Source organism: Microbacterium sp. SORGH_AS_0454, from assembly GCF_031453395.1.
Taxonomy (GTDB): Bacteria; Actinomycetota; Actinomycetes; order Actinomycetales; family Microbacteriaceae; genus Microbacterium.
This window is the reverse complement of record NZ_JAVIYS010000001.1, coordinates 48,997-66,628: the sequence shown is the minus strand read 5'-3', so window position 1 is coordinate 66,628 and position 17,632 is coordinate 48,997. Positions and strand designations below refer to the sequence as shown.

Genomic DNA, 17,632 nt, shown 5'->3' with positions numbered 1-17,632 from the left:
CATCCTGTGCGTAGACGGCGCAGCCGGGCGCGGAGGGGACGCATCGACGGCTGGAAGGGTACCCCCCAGGATAAGCCGCGAGATATGTCGCAGGCTGCATGAGGGGTGGGTGTGCTAGAGCCGACCGGCCGCTTTGAGGGCGAGGTAGCGGTCGGCCACGAGCGGGGGCAGATCGTCGGCCGACGCCGACACCGCATCGCCTCCCGCGCGCACGATCGCCGCGGCAACTCGCTCGGCGTCGTGCCGGGCGCGTTCGACGGCGGCGGCGGCGTACACGTCGGACGCGTCCCGGTGGACGGGGGTGTCGCCGGGTCCGTCGGTGGCGGTGGCCACCAGAAGGCGCGAGCGGGAGGCGACCGCGGGAAGCGAGGCGAGGAACGCGCGGGCGGCCTCGGGGTCGTCGGCCGCCGTGAGCAGCACGACGAGGGCCGGACGCACCGCGAAGCCGCGCACGTGCGCGAAAGCGGCATCCCAGTCGGTGTCGATCAACTGCGGATCGACGGGCGCCATGGCATCCACCAGGGCGGGCAGGAGCGAGGTGCCGTCGACGCGGGTGACGCGAGCTCGGGGCAGACGGTCGAACATCAGCAGGTGCACGTGGTCGCCCGCGCGCGTCGCCAGCACCGACAGCAGCAACGCCGCCTCCATCGCCGCGTCGAGGCGCACGCCGTCGCCCACGCGAGCGGCGGCCGTGCGCCCGGTGTCGATCACGACGACGACGTGGCGGTCGCGCTCCGGGCGCCAGGTGCGCAGCATCGTCGTCCCCGCGCGGGCGGTGGCGCGCCAGTCGATCGAGCGCACGTCGTCTCCGCGCACGTATTCGCGGAGGCTGTCGAACTCGGTGCCCTGGCCGCGCACCTGCAGGCTCGTGTTGCCGTCGAGCTCGCGGAGCCGGGCCAGGCGCGAGGGGAGGTGCCGCCGCGAGGTGAACGGGGGGAGCACGCGGATCCGACCGGGAGCGTCCACGACGCCCTGGCGCCCGGCCAGTCCCAGCGGGCCCGCCGCGCGAACGACGACGAAGGCGCTGCGCAGTTCGCCGCGGCGGCGGGGGCGCAGGGGGAGGGGCGCGGCGCGCCGCTCGCCGGGCGGGACCACGAGGCGCAGACGTTCCGCGGGCGCTCCGGCCGTGGGTTGCCACGCGTCGCGGACGCGGGCACGGAGCAGACGGGTGCCGAGGTTGCGCACGCGCAGCTCGCCGGACACGGGTTCGTCGCGCAGTGCCCGCTCGGGGTGCGTGCGGGTGATCTCGACCCGTCGAGGGTCGGCGGCGAGCACCGTGTCGACAATCGCCAGCATGAGGCACAGCAGCACCCACCCGCCGGCGACCGCCCACGCCGAGAGCCCCGCGGTGCTCAGGAGCACGAGGGGGACGACGCCGAGCGCGACGAGCAGGGCGAGACGGCCGGTGACGAACATCAGATGGGAACGCGGGTCTGCTGCAGGACGGAGGTGAGGATGGAATCCACCGAGACGCCCTCGATCTCGGCTTCGGGACGGAGGCGAATGCGGTGGCGCCACACCGGGACGAGCATGGTCTGCACATGGTCGGGGGTGATGGCGGGGTAGCCGCTCAGCCAGGCCCACGCCTTGGCCGCGGCCAGCAGGCCCGTGGAGGCGCGCGGGCTGACCCCGACCAGCACCGAGGGACTCTGCCGGGTCGCGCGCGCGAGGTCGACGACGTAGCCGAGCAGGTCGTCGTCTACCGATACCGATGCCGCTGCGCGCTGCGCCGCGAGGATCTGCGGTGCCGTGACGACCGCCGCGACACCGGCGTCGTCGAGGCGACGGGGATCGAAGCCCGAGGCGTGACGACGCAGCACGTCGACCTCGGCGTCGCGACCGGGCAGGTCGACGACGAGCTTCAGGAGGAAGCGGTCGAGCTGCGCCTCGGGCAGCGTGTACGTGCCCTCGTGCTCGATGGGGTTCTGCGTCGCGGCGACGAGGAAGGGATCGGGCAGCGCGCGGCTCTCGCCGTCGGACGACACCTGGCGCTCCTCCATGGCCTCGAGCAGCGCCGCCTGGGTCTTCGGGGGCGTGCGGTTGATCTCGTCGGCCAGGAGCACGTGGGTGAACACGGGACCGGCGCGGAACTCGAAGTTGCCGGCGCGGGCGTCGTAGACGAGGGAGCCGGTGACGTCTCCGGGCATGAGATCGGGGGTGAACTGCACGCGCCGGGTGTCGAGTCCGAGCGCGCGACTGAACGACCTCACCAGCAGCGTCTTGGCGACGCCGGGGACGCCCTCGAGCAGCACATGGCCGCGGGAGAGCAGCGCGATGAGCAGGCCGGTGATCGTGCCGTCCTGGCCGACGACGGCTTTGCCGACCTCGAGGCGCACGCGGTGCATCGCGTCGCGCAGCTGCGCGTGGTCGTCGCTCGGCGCGACGGAGGCCGCGGCTGCGGTGGTCTCGGGGCTGTCGGTCATCGTGTGGTCCCTTCGGTTCGGACGGCGGCGCGCACGCTCTCTTCGAGATCGCGGAGGCGGTCGGCCGCCGCGACGAGTTCGCGGTCGGTGCGTGGGGTGTCGTCGACGAGGATGCCGCGCACGCGCGCGCGGTCCGCGTCCAGTCGCTGTGCGACGGCGTCGGCGATGTCGTGCGGTGAGGTGCGGGCGGTGAGCCCCAGCAGACGCCCCACACGCGAGCGGGCGGCGCGACGGAGCTCGTCGAGGGCGTGTGCGGCGTCTTTCGACGAGGCGTACAGGCGCGCACGGCCCTCGGTGGTCTCGGTGGCGCGGACCGTGACCGGCAGGCGCTCGGCGACGAGCGGCCCGAACCGGCGACCGCGCCAGATCGCGGCGGTGAGAGCCGCGGTCAGAAGAAGCAGCATGGCCGGCGTCACCCACGCGGGGGTGAGATCGCCGAGGGTGGGGGCGGCCGTTCCCTGATCGGCGTCGGAGAGCGAGGGAACGTACCAGACGAGGGTGTCGGTCTGGCCGAGCACGCCGAGGGCGAGAGCGGCGTTGCCGTCGACGGGGAGGGACGAATTGGTGAGAACCGAGAGCCCGTCGAGGGCGGTGACCGTTCGTCCATCGACACCCTCGGACTGCAGGAGTCCGAACTCACCGTCGACGGGGTAGCACCCCTCGACCCCGTCCGCGGGGCGCAGGAGTTCTCCCACGTGAGCCGCTCCGGCGTTCGCGGCCGCGGGGACACCGCACTCGGGGCTCGCGGACAGGTCGGGGGAGAATCCGCCGAGCGAGGAACCGTCGAGGAGCACGTCGAGCGCTCGGGATCGCGGTTCGACGAGGACGACATGGCGCGCGCGGCCGGTGAGATCGCGCAGGGCGTCGTCCGACAGCATCGGCGCGTCGCGCAGGACGAGGGTGGCTTTGCCGCCCGCGAGTGCGCGTTCGGCGGCGGCCCGGTCTCGAGCGATCGTGACCGAGACACCGTGCTGCTCGAGGATGCGCACGACCGCGCGGGTGCCGTCCGAACCGGCCGACTCGGGATCGAGGATCGCTCGCTGCGTGTACCCGCCGTAGACGAGGGTGCCGCCCACCAGCGCGGCGAGCAGGAGGCCCCCGGCGAGAGCGACCCACCCGAGGGCGGACTTCCGGCGGGAGCGCACCGGGGCCGCCGAGGCCGTCTCGGCGCTCATCGGGGAGCCACCGGTACGGCGCGGGCGCGAACGGCGGCGGCGTCGAGATCGGCGACCAGCCGGTAGCGCTCTTCGGTGCCGGGGCGGCGCAGGTACCGGATGTCGTCGAACGTCGTCGTGGCCGGATCGAGCAGCGGGATGAGCGCGGGCAGCGCTGTCGCCGTCTCGCGGGCGAACGCGCGGGCCGTGGCGCCGGGAGGCGGGTCGACGAGCCCGCGTTGGGTGAGGCCGCGTGCGAAGGCGCGGAACCGCAGCACGATCGCGTCGTCCCACGCCCCGCGGTCGGCCGCGGCCGCCGCATCGGTGCGGAGTTCCTCGGCGGATCGGCCGTCGTCGTGGTCGAACAGCGCGCGAGCCGGTTCCGAGGCGCGTGTCGACAGGCGCGGTCGGCCCCAGATCAACAGGGCGACGACGATCAGCGCGACCACGATGATGCCCAGTACGACGAGAGCCGACGGGCCCCACCCGCCGTTCTCGGGGGCGCGCAGCAGATCTTCGAGGAACTTGCCGACGGCCTGGGAGATACGGTCGACCAGGTTCGGCTCGGCGGCCTGATAGGTGGGGTCGCTGAGCTCCTGCTCGGCCAACTCCCGGGCCTGGTCGGGGTCGGGAAGCAGCGGCGCGACCGCTGCCATGGCCGTGAGGATCACGCGTCGCCGTTCGAGCCGGGGGCGGCCCACGTCGTCTGCGCCCGGTCCGGAGCGGGAGGCGCGGGCGGTGCCGCGGGGGACTCCTGCGACACCGCGGGTGCCGTGGGGGCGGGGAACGTGTGCGGGGCGGGGGCGGCGGTGGGCGCGGCATACGGCGGGGTCGCCGATGCAGCCGCGGGGGGCGGGGGGCCGTAGCCCGGAGCGGGCTGCTGCTGGGGGGTCGCGGAGCCCTGCGGCACCGCACCGTACCCTCCCGCCGCGGGGGCGCCGTACCCTGCCGGTGCGCCGTACCCGGCGTTCCCCGGCGGCGGCCCGTAGCCCGCGAACGCTGGGGGAGCTCCGTAGGGCACCGGGGCAGGGCGCTCGACGATGCGGCCGACGCCCACGAGATACGGGTCGCTCAGCTCGGTGGTGCCGGAATCGCGCGCTTCGACGTACGACTGCAGGTCGTGGTCGAGGCCCTCGACGCGCATGCGGGCGTCGACGTAGACGAGCACGGCGGAGGTGGACTGCACCACGAGAGCGATGCACTGCACGAGCAGGATGCCGAACTGCCCGACGACCTGCAGGACGATGACACCGACGACGGCGCCGGCGCCGCTCTCACCGGTGGGGGCGACGATCGACGGCACGAAGCCGGCGAGGAGGCTGAGGGGAAGCGAGATGATCTGAGCGACGACGCCGAAGGCGAAGGAGATGACCACGACGACGCCGAGCGTCGACCAGAAGCGCCCACGGGTCAACTGCCACGACCGTGCGATCGAGCGGAAGACGGGTGCCCGCTCGAGGATGATGACGGAGGGGACGAGGAACAGCTTGGGCGTCAACCAGAGATAGAGCGGGATGAGCGCCAGGAAGAACAGCACGCCGACCAGGGCGCCGACCCAGGTCGCGGCGATGACCAGCAACGCCACGATCCCCGCGAGCACCCCGACGAGGATCACCACCGCGCCGACCGTAAGTGCGCTGTAGCCGACCAGGCGCCAGAACACCGGGCGCACCCGCGCCCAGACGGCCCGGAGGGACGGCTTCTCGGCGACCACCGCGTGCGCGACCTCGGCGACGACGATGCCCTGCACGACGACCCCCAGCACCCCGGAGAGGATGCCGAGCACGAGAGCCGCGACGGCGGTGAGGGCGACCGAGCCCGCGAGGATCGCGTCGTAGTCGTCGCTGCCGTATGCAACGGTGTCGAGCCGGGAGAAGCTGGCGATCGCCACCCCGGCGATCGCCGCCGTCACGATGATGTACGCCACGGCCTGCACCGCGAGGGCGAAGCCCAGCAGCACCTTCGGATTGTGCCGGAGAGCGACGAACGATCGGCCCAGGATCGTGCCGAACCCGAAGGGGTGCAGCGGAACGATCCCCGGGCGTGATGCCGGAGTCCAAGCCGGGTACGCGGTCATGTGGGGCCCCTCCTGGTCACATGGCGGTGACCTCATCGTGTCACACACCCCCGACACGCACGCCTGTCGTGCAGGCAGGTCGACTACTCTCGATGGGACGTGCCCCCACCCGGGGCGTAATGCCCGTCCCCGAGCGGGTTTCGAGACGGAAGACGTACACCCGAATGACTTCACGGATCCTGGTTGTCGATGACGACACCGCGCTGGCCGAGATGATCGGCATCGTGCTGCGCACCGAGGGATTCGACACGGTGTTCTGCGCCGACGGTGCGCAAGCGGTGGACGCCTGGCGCACCGAGCGCCCCGACCTCATCCTGCTCGACCTCATGCTCCCGGGCGTCGACGGCATCGAGATCTGCACGCGCGTTCGCGCCGAGTCCGGCGTGCCGATCATCATGCTCACGGCGCGCACCGACACGGCCGATGTGGTCAAGGGGCTCGAGTCGGGCGCCGACGACTACATCATGAAGCCCTTCAACCCGAAGGAGCTCGTCGCCCGCATCCGCACGCGCCTGCGCCCCGTGCAGGCTCCGGTCGACGAGACGCTGCGCATCGGCGACCTCGTCGTCGACGTCGCCGCGCACGAGGTCCGCCGCGGCGATGCCCCCATCGCCCTGACCCCTCTCGAATTCGAACTCCTCGTCGCCCTCGCCGAGAAGCCCCAGCAGGTCTTCTCCCGAGAGATGCTCCTCGAGCAGGTGTGGGGCTACCACTACAAGGCCGACACCCGCCTGGTGAACGTGCACGTCCAGCGTCTGCGCGCGAAGATCGAAGCCGACCCCGACAACCCGCGCATCGTGACCACCGTGCGCGGCGTGGGCTACCGCGCCGGCGCGGTGGCCTGAGTCCCTCATGACGGGCGCGGTGCGCACCCTCCCGCGGCAGCGGGTACGGGGATGGCGCGATTGGCGCGTGGTGCGTGATCGTCTGGCGACGCTGTGGCGTCGCTCGCTCCGCTTCCGCACGATCGTGCTGACGGTGACGCTCACCGCCGTGACCATCCTCGTCACCTGCGTCGCCATGGCGCTCGTGATCCAGAACGAGTTGTTCACGGCTCGCAAGGATCAGGTGCTGCTCGAGGCCCAGCGCGCCACCGCCGCAGCCCAGGCGACCCTCGACGCCGCCGTCGACTCGACCGATCCGGCCGCGGCGCAGACCCTCATGAACGGCATCGCGACGCGTCTGTCGCAGCAGTCCTCGAGCGATCTCATCGCCCTCTACCGCATCGGACCACCCTCCCCGCTGGCTCCGCAGCCGTTCATCTCCCCGGCTTTCGAGTCCGGCATGGTCACCGACGCCCTGCGCACCCAGGTGCAGTCGAGCCCCGATCTGCAGTGGTGGCAGTCCGTGGCGCTCCCCGCCGACGACGGCCGCGAGGTGCCCGGCATCCTGGTCGGTCATCAACTGCGCTTCCCCGCGGAGGACGGGGTCGACTCGTACGAGCTCTACATGGGGTACGACCTCACGAGCGCCTCGCAGACCCTCGCCTTCGTGCAGGTGCTGCTGTGGGTGGTGGGCCTCGTGCTCGTGCTGCTGATCGGTGCGATCGCGTGGTTCGTCCTGAGATCCGTGACCACGCCGATCGCGGATGCCGCCGAGACCAGCGCCAAGCTCGCGGCGGGCGATCTCGGCGTACGGCTCCCGGTGCGCGGCGAGGACGAGCTCGCCACCCTGAACCGCTCGTTCAACGCGATGGCCGACAGCATCGAGTCGCAGATCAAAGAACTCGCCGACCTCTCGCTCGTGCAGCAGCGCTTCGTCTCCGACGTGTCGCACGAGCTGCGCACACCCCTCACGACGATCAAGCTCGCCGCCGACATGATCAACGACCAGCGCGAGGGGTTCGATCCCGCGACCGGTCGCGCCGCGGAGCTGCTGCACGCGCAGGTGCAGCGATTCGAGGTGCTTCTCACCGACCTGCTCGAGATCAGCCGCTACGACGCCGGCTCCGTCCAGCTCGAGCTCGAGGCGACGAGTCTGGCCCATCTGGCCGAAGACGTCATCCTCTCGATGCAGCAGCTCGCAGAGGGGCACGGCTCCGACGTGCGCCTCGTCGCCCCGGGCGGCTACACGCCGGTCGACATGGATGCCCGACGCGTCCGCCGGATCGTCCGCAACCTTCTCGGCAATGCGATCGAGCACGGCGAGGGGCGCCCGATCGTGGTGTCGGTCGACAGTGATCGGGATGCCGTTGCCCTCGGCGTCCGTGACTTCGGCCTGGGCATGCTGCCCGACGACGTGGAGCGCGTCTTCGACCGCTTCTGGCGCGCCGACCCTTCGCGTGTGCGCACCATCGGCGGTACCGGCCTCGGTCTGTCGATCGCCCTCGGCGACGCCAAGCTGCACGGCGGTACCCTGTCGGTGTGGTCCGAGCCCGGACGCGGCTCGAACTTCGTGCTCACGCTGCCGCGAGCCGGTCAGCCGGTCAGCAGTTCGCCCCTGCCCCTCGTGCCCGACGACGAACAGGGCGGAGCCCTCGAAGCCCTGGGCCTGACGCAGCCCATCTCGACCCGGCCCGGAGTGAGGAAGACGACATGAGACGCGCCCTCGCCCTCGTCAGCCTCGCCCTGGTGCTCGCGCTGACCGCGTGCACGGGTCTGCCGACCTCCGGCTACGTCAATCCCGGGCGCGGCCCGCAGGTCGACGACACCCAGGCCTTCGCCTTCGTCCCCGACGGACCGCAGGACGACGCCTCTCCCGCCGAGATCGTGGAGGGGTTCCTGCGCGCCGGTTCCGGCCCCGCCGACGACTGGGCCACGGCGAAGCTCTTCCTGGCGTCCGGGACGCAGTGGGACCCCCGCGCCCGCGTCACCATCGACCGCCTCGCCGATCGCCGCGCCGTCGCGAACGCCGTCGGCACCGGCGTCACCGTCTCGCTCACCACGGTGGCGGGAGTGGATGCCGACGGCGCCTACGCCCCGGCGGCCTCGGGCACCGCGGAGTCGCTGTCGTTCACCCTCGCGCGCATCGACGACCAGTGGCGCATCACCTCGGCTCCAGACGGGGTCGTGCTGTACGAGGAGGTGTTCCCGACCGTCTACCAGTCGGCATCCATCGCGTACTTCGATCCCACGTGGAGCTTCATCGTGCCCGACGTCCGCTGGTTCCCCCGGGCGCTCGTGGCCAGCCGCGTGGCGACGGCCCTCGTCGACGGTCAGCCCAGCGCATGGCTCGCCGGTGCGGTCAAGACGGCGTTCCCCGACGAGCTCTCCCTCGTGGGCCGCTCGGTGACGTTGTCCTCGAGCGGCGTCGCCCAGGTGCAGTTGCCGCGCACCGCGCTGAGTCTGGATCGCACGACCCTCGACCGGATGCAGACGCAATTGTCCAAGAGTCTGGTCACGGCCGGTATCAGCGAGGTCCAGATGACGGTGGAGGGTACCCCGGTACCCGCCTCCGAGGTCTCGGTGCGCGTCACCCGGGTCGATCCTTCTCCCGCGGTGCTCACCACCGCCGGCGTGTTCGGTGCGCTCGCCGGAGACACGGTCGAAACCCTCGGCGGGCTGTCCGATGCGATCGAGTCGCTCGCCCCGGCCTCGGTCGAGCTCGAGGCCGACCGGAGCCTCGCGGCCGTCCGGACGCAGCAGGGGAGCGTGGCGAGTGCACTGGCCGACGGACGCACGTTCCTGCTGGACGACCGCCCCGGGTTGATCGCCCCCACGATCGACGCCGAGGGTGCGATCTGGAGCGTGCCCAGCTCCGCGCCGACGCAGCTGCGTGCCATCTCCGCCGAGGGCGTTCCGCGCAACGTCGGCAACGCCTGGCCCGACGCCTCCGAGATCAGCGCGATGCAGATCTCGCGCGACGGGACGCGGGTGGCGGCGATCGTCACGGTCTCGGGTACGCGCGAGGTGTGGGTCGCCGGCATCGAGCGCGAGGGCGGCGCGGTCGACCTCGGCGTCCCGCACGTGCTGTCGTTCTCTCAGCAGGGCGCTTTCGAGCTGGCATGGCTCGACGACACCACGGTGGGAGTCCTCGCCGACGTCGACGGCGCCGGTCGCCTGCGCGAGCTCAACGTCGGCGGGCGAGGAACCGAGGCCGCGGCTCCCGACGGCGCCACCACCCTCGCCGCGGGGAGCACGAGCGTGCGCGTGCTCGACAACGCCGGGCGCTTGTACAGCCGGCGCGGAAGCTCGTGGACGCTGGTGGCCACCGACATCCGCGTGCTCGCCGCCCAGCAGGGCACCACCTCCTGAGGCTCCTCCCCACCCGGGGTCTGCGGGGCGTTCTCCCCGAGTGGGGCTTCGGCGCGTGCGCGCGGCGGCGGGCCCCGGGCACCGTGGGCGCATGTCGCTCCACCCTGCGCTCACCCGTTCCTTCCGCGATGCCCTGACGTTCTGGTTGCCCGTCTCCTGCGCGGGCTGCGGCGTCGTCGATTCGGACCTGTGTCGCGCATGCCGTGACGCCCTGAACGCCAGGCGGATCCGGCGCCCCATTCAGCCGGGCCTGTCCGTGACGAGCGTCCTCGTCTTCGAGGGCGTGGCGGCCCGCGTCATCCGCGCGATCAAGGAGGAGGGCCGCACCTCTCTCGCCCGCGAACTCGCCCCGGCGCTCGATGAGCTGCTGCGCCTCTCGGTGCCCGCCGGTGCCGTCCTCACCACCGTCCCGGGCACGCGCGCGGCATTCCGCCGTCGCGGGTTCCGACCGCTCGACGTGCTGATGCGCCGCGCGGGGTGGAGGCACGAGCGGCTGCTGCGGGTGGCCCGTGCCACCGACGACCAGAGGGGTCTCGGACGCCGCGCGCGACGAGAGAACGTCGGGGGAGCGTTCGTGAGCCGACCGATCGCGGGCGGCACGGTCGTGGTCCTCGACGACGTCGTCACCACGGGGGCGACCTTGGCCGAGGCGGCGCGCGCCCTCCGTGCCGCGGGAGCCGACGAGGTCGTCGCCCTGGCTCTGGCGGACACGCCGCGTCGAAGGAGCTTCGAAGGTGAATCCCGGGTGATTGAGACGTGACACGGCGGTGTCGGCCTACTAGCGTGGGGATGACTGAAGGCGACGGATGTTCCGCCCTTAGACCGGGCGGAACCCGGAACAAGGAGGTCACTGATGGACACCAACATCGTCGGAGTGGGAGTCGGTATCACCGACCGTTTTCGCTCGGTCGTCGAAGAGAAGGTCAGCCGCATCGAGCACCTCGCGCCTCGCGCTCAGGCGCTCGAGGTCAAGGTGACTCATCGCTCCTATCGCAACGGTCGTCTGGAGGACGACACGGTCGAGCTCACGCTCGACGGCAAGGGCCCGGTCGTTCGTGCGGAGGCGACCGACACCGACAAGTTCGCGGCCCTCGATCTCGCGGTCGACAAGATCTCCGAACAGGTGCGTCGCGCCAAGGACAAGCGCATCGACGCCCGCAACCACCCCCGCGGTGCGAAGTTCGAGAAGGGCACCGGCGAGCTCTCGGGTATCGACGTCGAGCCCGCCTCCGTCGAGGTGCTGCGCGCCGTCGCGACCGGTTCGATCCCCGTGCAAGAGGCCGGGGCCGAAGAAGAGGACTACTCGCCCGTCGTCATCCGCCAGAAGGAGTTCGGTCCCGAGTGGATGACGGTCGAAGACGCCGTCGACCGCATGGAGCTCGTCGGCCACGACTTCTTCCTCTTCATCGACGCCCGCACCGACCACCCGAGCGTCGTCTACCGACGCAAGGGCTGGGACTACGGTGTGATCGCCCTCGCGACCCAGGCGGCACCCGCCGTCGAGGTCGCATCCTGACCTGAGAACGCCACGAAGCCCCCGGTCCTCGGACCGGGGGCTTCGTCGTGCGGTCGATGCCGCGGGCGCAGACGCCCGCGCTCAGCCGTCGAAGATGTCGCCGAGCAGAGAGCCGATGACGAGACCGCCGAGCATGCCGCCGACCATGTTGCCGCCGCCCATGCCGCCTCCCCGACCGTAACCGCCTCCCCGGCCGTCATTGCCCCAGTCGTTCGGGCGGGACTGCTCGATGTCGCGCTGGGCGATCTGCAGGGCCTCGGATGCCAGTGCCCCGGCGCGTCGTGCGGTGGCGAGCGCCGTCTCACGCTGCTCCTCGGGCACGGGGCCCAGCGGCAGACCCGCGCGCAGCCGCTCGGCCTCGACGAAGCGCGTGCGAGCATCGGCTCCGATCCAGCCCCGATGCCCGGTGATGAGGCCGCGCGCGACGGCGATCTGGCGGTCGGCATCGTCGATGGCGTGCTCCACCTGATCCTGGGAGGGGACGGGGCGGGCCGCGCGCTCGCGGGCGAGGTCGAGATCCGCGTTGGCCTGCCGCAGCGACGACAGAGCCTGGAAAGGGTCGCTGCGGGTTCCCGAGGCGGGGAGGGCCGTGAGCGCCTGCTGAAGCGCGGCCATCGCCTGGGTGACGGCGGGGGTCTGCGCTCCCAGGCGCGCCTCGATGAGGTCGTTGCGCGAGTCGTCGACCACGGCGGCGAGGGTGGACTCGGCGCGGAGGGCCTCGATCTCGAAGGTGTCCACGGCATCCAGGAGCGATTCGGCTCGACGAGCGGCCTCGGTGGCGGCCTCGAGGGCGACGGAGGCCTGCTCGCGCTGGCCCGCCTCGCGTCGACGTTCCGATACGGCGGCGGTGTGCACGGCGAAGTCGAGGAGCTGCTCGATCTCTTCGGGGTTGCCGCCGATCTGCGAGAGGGCCGAGTCGCTGTAGCGCCGCGAGAGCCGGTCGACGACCTCCCGAGCGTTGGGGATGCGCTGCGCCAGCCGCTCACGGTCGGCTCTCACGCGAGCCAGCGTCTCGGGGGCGCGGCGCACGGCGTCGATCTTGGGCTGCAGAACCTGAGTGCGCTCCTCGAGCAGGTCCTCGGCCCATTGCGAGAGCTGGACGATGCGCGCATTGCGCGTACGCAGCTCTTCTTTCGTGTCGGGGATCTCGTCGTGGTTGAGCTGATGCAGCTGGAACGCCTCGGCGAGGTGGGTTCGTACGGAATCGAGAGCCGCCGCGAGGTCTTCCGTCGCCTTGTCGCCGAGCTCGGCGCGGGCGAAGTCGAGCTCGTCCGAGGTCAGGCGGACACGCTCGTCGGCCGCGACGATCGCAAGCTCCGCTCGGCGTGCCAGATCGGCATCCGCCGCGTCCTGTTCTTCGCGCTTCCTCTTGCCCCAGAAACCGGCCATGGCTCGATCCTAGGCGTCGCCCTCCCCGCCGTCGCCGTGTGTTCGCTGCGGGCGCGCTGCCTCGCGATCGGATTGTGGCTCGCTCGCAGGTCACGAACGGGTAACACGGATAGCATGGGCGATGTATGCCTGTTCGCAGGCCGGCGTCCACGCGGGCGCCGCACCCGACAGATGGAGATGCTTCGTGGCCAATCCGCTCGAGAAACTGCTGCGCGCCGGCGAGGGCCGCATCCTGCGCCGACTGCAGGGCGTCGTGAAAGCGACCGGAGCGCTCGAAGAGGACTACGAGCAGCTCACCGACGACGAGCTGCGCAACGAGACGGTCGAGCTGCGCGCCCGCTACGAAGCCGGTGAGACGCTCGACCAGCTCATGCCCGAGGCGTTCGCGGCCGTCCGAGAGGCCGCCAAGCGCACGCTCGGACAACGCCCCTACGATGTGCAGATCATGGGCGGCGCGGCCCTTCACCTGGGCAACATCGCCGAGATGAAGACCGGTGAGGGCAAGACCCTGACCGCCGCTCTTCCGGCCTACCTCAACGCCATCGCGGGCCAGGGCGTCCACGTCATCACGGTCAACGACTTCCTCGCGAGCTATCAGTCCGAGCTCATGGGTCGCGTCTACCGCGCCCTGGGCATGACGACGGGAACGGTCGTCGCAGGTCAGACCCCCGAGGTGCGGCGCGAGCAGTACGAGGCCGACATCAGCTACGGCACGAACAACGAGTTCGGCTTCGACTACCTCCGCGACAACATGGCGTGGCGCAAGGAAGACCTCGTGCAGCGCGGTCACTTCTACGCGATCGTCGACGAGGTCGACTCGATCCTCATCGACGAGGCCCGCACCCCGCTGATCATCTCGGGCCCGGCATCCGGTGAAGCCAACCGCTGGTTCGCCGAGTTCGCCAAGCTCGCCCGAACCCTCGAAGCCGGCGTCGACTACGAGGTCGACGAGAAGAAGCGCACGATCGGCGTGCTCGAACCCGGTATCGAGAAGGTCGAGGACTACCTCGGCATCGACAACCTGTACGAGTCGGCCAACACCCCGCTGATCTCGTTCCTCAACAACTCGATCAAGGCGATCGCGCTGTTCAAGCGCGACACCGACTACGTCGTCATGAACGACGAGGTCATGATCGTCGACGAGCACACCGGTCGCATCCTCGTGGGTCGCCGCTACAACGAGGGCATCCACCAGGCGATCGAGGCCAAGGAGGGCGTCCCGGTCAAGGCCGAGAACCAGACGCTCGCCACCGTCACGCTGCAGAACTACTTCCGCCTCTACGACAAGCTCGCCGGCATGACCGGTACCGCCGAGACCGAGGCGGCCGAGTTCATGTCGACCTACAAGCTCGGCGTGGTGCCGATCCCGACCAACAAGCCGATGATCCGCAAGGATCAGTCCGACCTCGTCTACAAGAACGAGACGGCGAAGTTCGCGCAGGTCGTCGAAGACATCGTCGAGCGCCACGAGAAGGGCCAGCCGGTCCTCGTCGGCACCACGAGCGTCGAGAAGAGCGAGTACCTCTCGCGCCTGCTGGCCAAGAAGGGCGTGCGCCACGAGGTGCTCAACGCCAAGAACCACGCTCGCGAGGCGGAGATCGTCGCGCGCGCGGGTCGTCTGGGCGCCGTCACCGTCGCCACCAACATGGCCGGCCGCGGTACCGACATCATGCTCGGCGGTAACGCCGAGTTCCTCGCCGTGCAGGAGATGAAGGCGAAGAACCTCGATCCCGTCGAGACCCCCGAGGCCTACGAGTCGGAGTGGGACACCGTCTACCAGAGCATGCGCGACACCGTGGCCGAAGAGGCCGCGAAGGTCGTCGAGGCCGGCGGGCTGTACGTGCTGGGTACCGAGCGCCACGAGTCGCGCCGCATCGACAACCAGCTGCGCGGTCGTTCGGGCCGTCAGGGCGACCCCGGTGAGAGCCGCTTCTACCTTTCGCTGACCGACGACCTGATGCGTCTGTTCCAGTCGGGCGCCGCCGAGGCGATCCTCGCGCGCACGAACTTCCCCGATGACGTCGCGATCGAGTCCGGCCTGGTCTCGCGCGCGATCAAGAGCGCGCAGTCGCAGGTCGAGTCGCGCAACGCCGAGATGCGCAAGAACGTCCTGAAGTACGACGACGTGCTGAACCGTCAGCGCGAGGCGATCTACGCCGACCGTCGGCACATGCTGCAGGGCGACGACATCGCCGACCGCGTCCAGCACTTCATCGAGGACGCGATCACCGCCGTCATCGACGACCACACCGGTTCGGGCCACACCGAGTCGTGGGACTTCGACGCCCTGTGGACCGAGCTGAAGACCATGTACCCCGTGAGCGTCACGATCGACGAGGTCGTGGCCGAGGCCGGGGGCAACAAGGGCCGCATCACGCCCGAGGGCCTGAAGCGCGAGATCATCTCCGACGCCCGTATCGCGTATGAGAACCGCGAGAATGCCCTCGGCGAGCAGGCGCTGCGCGAGCTCGAGCGCCGTGTCGTGCTGCAGGTGCTGGACCGTCGCTGGCGCGAGCACCTCTACGAGATGGACTACCTCAAGGACGGCATCGGCCTGCGCGCCATGGCCCAGCGTGACCCGCTCATCGAGTACCAGCGCGAGGGCTACCAGATGTTCCAGTCCATGATGGGGCAGATCAAGGAGGAGTCGGTCGGCTTCCTCTACAACCTCGAGGTCGAGGTCCGAAAGGTCGAGGGCGACGAGGCGCAGGTCGAGGCCAAGGGACTCGCCCCGACGCCCGTCGAGACGCAGCGCCTCGAGTACTCGGCGGCGAACGACGCCGGAGAGGTCGAGGTTCGCAACGACCGCGGTCAGGTTCAGCAGGCGGCGACCAACCGTCTCCGCCAGGCCGAGCAGCAGGCCGAGCCCGCCGCCGAGCAGGCTCCTGCCGCCCGCGGAGCTTTCGGTCAGCGCGTGCCCTCGGGTGACGAGCCGGCCGCGAGCAACCGCGCCGACCGTCGCGCAGCCAAGAAGAAGTAAGCCCAGAACGGATGCCGCGCCCCGAGGTCGGGGGCGCGGCATCCGTCGTTTTCGAGGGCAGCTCTCCGTCGCCTCGCCTGGGGCAGCCTTCGCCCGGCGGGGGCCACGCGGTGTCGATTGGCCGGATGCGGGCGGGGATATCCTGAACCGATGAGCCCGCTGCGCCCCCTCGACCAGTCATCCAAGCTGAAGGACGTCCTGTACGAGATCCGCGGGGAGGCCCTCGTCGAGGCCGACCGTCTGGAGGCCGAGGGTCACGCGATCCTCAAACTCAACACGGGCAACCCGGCGATCTTCGGATTCGAGGCGCCGCACCAGATCGTGCGCGACATGATCGCCTCGGTCCCCAACGCTCACGGCTACAGCGACAGCCGCGGCATCCTGTCGGCTCGGCGTGCGGTCGTCTCGCGCTACGAGCAGGAGCCCGACTTCCCGCACCTCGACCCCGACCACGTGTTCCTCGGCAACGGCGTGTCCGAGCTGATCACGATGACGATGCAGGCCCTGCTCGACGAGGGCGACGAGGTGCTCATCCCCGCCCCCGACTACCCGCTGTGGACGGCGATGACGAGCCTCGGCGGCGGCACCCCCGTTCACTACCTCTGCGACGAGCAGCGCGAGTGGCAGCCCGACCTCGAGGACATCCGCTCCAAGGTCACCCCCCGTACCAAGGCGATCGTCGTGATCAACCCGAACAACCCCACGGGAGCGGTGTACTCGCGCGAGATCCTCGAGGGCATCGCCGACATCGCCCGCGAGCACTCGCTGCTGCTGCTGGCCGACGAGATCTACGACCGCATCCTCTTCGACGACGCGGTGCACATCCCCATGGCCACGGTCGCCCCCGACCTGCTCTGCCTGACCTTCAACGGCCTGTCCAAGACCTACCGGGTGGCGGGATACCGCTCCGGCTGGCTCGCGATCACCGGCCCCAAGAAGCACGCGCAGGGCTTCTTGCACGGGATCAACCTCTTGGCATCCACTCGGCTCTGCCCGAACGTGCCGGCGCAGTTCGCCGTCCAGGCGGCGCTCTCGGGCGTGCAGTCGATCGATGCGCTCATCGCCCCGACGGGGCGTCTTCACGAGCAACGGGATGCCGCGTGGCAGGGCCTCGAGGCGATCCCCGGCGTCTCGTGCGTCATGCCGCGCGGTGCGCTGTATGCGTTCCCGCGCTTCGACCCCGAGGTGTACGAGATCCCCGACGACGGCAAGTTCGTGCGCGACTTCCTGCTCGCCGAGCACGTGCTGCTCGTGCAGGGGTCGGGCTTCAACTGGCCCGCGACCGACCACGTGCGTATCGTGACGCTCCCCGAAGCCCGCGTGATCAGCGACGCGATCGAGCGCCTGGGGAACTTCCTCGCGTCCTGGCGCCCCTGACACACGCTCACGGAGCGAGATCGCACGCGTCACAGCAGGCTGAGAGCCGTGATGCGCCATCGCCGTTCGATGGACTCGAGGCGCAGGGCCACCGCTCGGGTGCGCATGCGGCCCGACACGACGACCGTGGCTTCGATCGCGCCGTCTCGCGGGGAGAACAGGCGCACGCTTCGGATCTCGTGCATGACGCGGTACACCTGCACGCGTCGAGCGCTGCGCGCTCGTGTGGCCAGGCTCGTGCGCGTGAGCAGGGCTCGATAGACCTCCTCCGACATCCACCGGGCCAGCTGCTCCGGGTCTCGGACGCCGGCGACCACCTCGAGGATGCCGCGCACCATGTTGCCGACGAACACCTCGACCGGCGAGGGAGTCTCCGGGGACGGATTCGTCCCGAGGGCGTTCAGGTCGCACGCGTTCTGCGGCGCACATCGTGCGTCCTCGGGTCGCCGGGCTGCTTCGGGCATGGATCCTCAATCTGTCGGTCGTGCGTCCAGCGGGCGGGGATGACGCCGACAGTAGGCGT

The 17,632-nt window shown here is 70.8% G+C and carries 14 protein-coding genes; 7 read left to right on the top strand and 7 right to left on the bottom strand.

The annotated features are described in order from the left end of the window. Nucleotides 1–114 precede the first annotated feature (114 nt). Genes QE454_RS00310 through QE454_RS00290 form a run of 5 tightly spaced genes read right to left on the bottom strand, consistent with a single transcriptional unit; the run spans nucleotide 115 to nucleotide 5,654 of the window. A complete protein-coding gene (locus tag QE454_RS00310; RefSeq protein WP_267786394.1) occupies nucleotides 115–1,416 on the bottom strand; it encodes a DUF58 domain-containing protein in 1,302 nt (433 codons plus the stop codon). After that, nucleotides 1,416–2,423: a MoxR family ATPase gene (locus QE454_RS00305; RefSeq protein WP_210072089.1), complete on the bottom strand. Its 1,008-nt coding sequence runs from the start codon at nucleotides 2,421–2,423 to the stop codon at nucleotides 1,416–1,418. Before QE454_RS00305 ends, QE454_RS00310 begins: the two co-directional genes overlap by 1 nt. After that, nucleotides 2,420–3,598 (bottom strand): DUF4350 domain-containing protein, encoded by a 1,179-nt coding sequence (locus tag QE454_RS00300; RefSeq protein ID WP_307459209.1) that lies wholly within the window; start codon nucleotides 3,596–3,598, stop codon nucleotides 2,420–2,422. The genes QE454_RS00305 and QE454_RS00300 overlap by 4 nt, the downstream gene beginning before the upstream one ends. Continuing rightward, on the bottom strand, nucleotides 3,595–4,233 hold the full coding sequence (locus tag QE454_RS00295) for a DUF4129 domain-containing protein (RefSeq protein ID WP_307459212.1): 639 nt from the start codon (nucleotides 4,231–4,233) through the stop codon (nucleotides 3,595–3,597). The genes QE454_RS00300 and QE454_RS00295 overlap by 4 nt, the downstream gene beginning before the upstream one ends. Nucleotides 4,234–4,244: 11 nt before the next feature. Next, nucleotides 4,245–5,654, bottom strand: coding sequence for a glycerophosphoryl diester phosphodiesterase membrane domain-containing protein (locus tag QE454_RS00290; RefSeq protein WP_307459215.1), 1,410 nt, complete (start codon nucleotides 5,652–5,654; stop codon nucleotides 4,245–4,247). Between the two features lie 164 nt (nucleotides 5,655–5,818). On the opposite strand from QE454_RS00290, the gene mtrA reads away from it, so the two are divergent. The 5 genes from mtrA to hpf all read left to right on the top strand — a co-directional run bounded on the left by mtrA (nucleotide 5,819) and on the right by hpf (nucleotide 11,363). Next, complete coding sequence (gene mtrA, locus QE454_RS00285) at nucleotides 5,819–6,499, top strand: MtrAB system response regulator MtrA (RefSeq protein WP_136586990.1); 681 nt, start codon at nucleotides 5,819–5,821, stop codon at nucleotides 6,497–6,499. 7 nt (nucleotides 6,500–6,506) lie between these two features. Next, entirely contained in the window at nucleotides 6,507–8,192 is a 1,686-nt protein-coding gene (gene mtrB / locus QE454_RS00280) for an MtrAB system histidine kinase MtrB (RefSeq protein WP_307459220.1), read from the top strand. Then, nucleotides 8,189–9,847 (top strand): GerMN domain-containing protein, encoded by a 1,659-nt coding sequence (locus QE454_RS00275; protein WP_307459227.1) that lies wholly within the window; start codon nucleotides 8,189–8,191, stop codon nucleotides 9,845–9,847. Before mtrB ends, QE454_RS00275 begins: the two co-directional genes overlap by 4 nt. 256 nt (nucleotides 9,848–10,103) lie before the next feature. Then, entirely contained in the window at nucleotides 10,104–10,607 is a 504-nt protein-coding gene (locus tag QE454_RS00270) for a phosphoribosyltransferase family protein (protein WP_307459230.1), read from the top strand. A 93-nt stretch (nucleotides 10,608–10,700) separates the two neighbouring features. Further along, nucleotides 10,701–11,363, top strand: a complete 663-nt coding sequence (gene hpf / locus QE454_RS00265) for a ribosome hibernation-promoting factor, HPF/YfiA family (RefSeq protein ID WP_210072082.1) — start codon at nucleotides 10,701–10,703, stop codon at nucleotides 11,361–11,363. Nucleotides 11,364–11,444: 81 nt separating this feature from the next. On the opposite strand, the gene QE454_RS00260 is transcribed toward hpf, so the two are convergent. After that, nucleotides 11,445–12,752: a hypothetical protein gene (locus QE454_RS00260; RefSeq protein WP_307459234.1), complete on the bottom strand. Its 1,308-nt coding sequence runs from the start codon at nucleotides 12,750–12,752 to the stop codon at nucleotides 11,445–11,447. Between the two features lie 184 nt (nucleotides 12,753–12,936). Here QE454_RS00260 and secA point away from each other — a divergent pair, with 184 nt between their 5' ends. After that, nucleotides 12,937–15,732 carry a preprotein translocase subunit SecA gene (secA, locus tag QE454_RS00255; RefSeq protein WP_309668429.1) on the top strand — a complete coding sequence of 932 codons (2,796 nt, stop codon included), beginning with the start codon at nucleotides 12,937–12,939 and terminating at the stop codon, nucleotides 15,730–15,732. A gap of 150 nt (nucleotides 15,733–15,882) precedes the next feature. After that, nucleotides 15,883–17,109 (top strand): pyridoxal phosphate-dependent aminotransferase, encoded by a 1,227-nt coding sequence (locus QE454_RS00250; protein WP_210072079.1) that lies wholly within the window; start codon nucleotides 15,883–15,885, stop codon nucleotides 17,107–17,109. A gap of 29 nt (nucleotides 17,110–17,138) precedes the next feature. On the opposite strand, the gene QE454_RS00245 is transcribed toward QE454_RS00250, so the two are convergent. Beyond that, entirely contained in the window at nucleotides 17,139–17,573 is a 435-nt protein-coding gene (locus tag QE454_RS00245; RefSeq protein WP_307459238.1) for an Rv3235 family protein, read from the bottom strand. Nucleotides 17,574–17,632 lie beyond the last annotated feature (59 nt).

Excerpts from the sequence above, each read along its gene's own strand:
- QE454_RS00310 (WP_267786394.1), bottom strand. The coding sequence starts at position 1,416 with ATGTTCGTCACCGGCCGTCTCGCCCTGCTCGTCGCGCTCGGCGTCGTC.
- QE454_RS00305 (WP_210072089.1), bottom strand. The coding sequence starts at position 2,423 with ATGACCGACAGCCCCGAGACCACCGCAGCCGCGGCCTCCGTCGCGCCG.
- QE454_RS00300 (WP_307459209.1), bottom strand. The coding sequence starts at position 3,598 with ATGAGCGCCGAGACGGCCTCGGCGGCCCCGGTGCGCTCCCGCCGGAAG.
- QE454_RS00295 (WP_307459212.1), bottom strand. The coding sequence starts at position 4,233 with ATGGCAGCGGTCGCGCCGCTGCTTCCCGACCCCGACCAGGCCCGGGAG.
- QE454_RS00290 (WP_307459215.1), bottom strand. The coding sequence starts at position 5,654 with ATGACCGCGTACCCGGCTTGGACTCCGGCATCACGCCCGGGGATCGTT.
- mtrA (WP_136586990.1), top strand. The coding sequence starts at position 5,819 with ATGACTTCACGGATCCTGGTTGTCGATGACGACACCGCGCTGGCCGAG.
- mtrB (WP_307459220.1), top strand. The coding sequence starts at position 6,507 with ATGACGGGCGCGGTGCGCACCCTCCCGCGGCAGCGGGTACGGGGATGG.
- QE454_RS00275 (WP_307459227.1), top strand. The coding sequence starts at position 8,189 with ATGAGACGCGCCCTCGCCCTCGTCAGCCTCGCCCTGGTGCTCGCGCTG.
- hpf (WP_210072082.1), top strand. The coding sequence starts at position 10,701 with ATGGACACCAACATCGTCGGAGTGGGAGTCGGTATCACCGACCGTTTT.
- QE454_RS00260 (WP_307459234.1), bottom strand. The coding sequence starts at position 12,752 with ATGGCCGGTTTCTGGGGCAAGAGGAAGCGCGAAGAACAGGACGCGGCG.
- QE454_RS00250 (WP_210072079.1), top strand. The coding sequence starts at position 15,883 with ATGAGCCCGCTGCGCCCCCTCGACCAGTCATCCAAGCTGAAGGACGTC.
- QE454_RS00245 (WP_307459238.1), bottom strand. The coding sequence starts at position 17,573 with ATGCCCGAAGCAGCCCGGCGACCCGAGGACGCACGATGTGCGCCGCAG.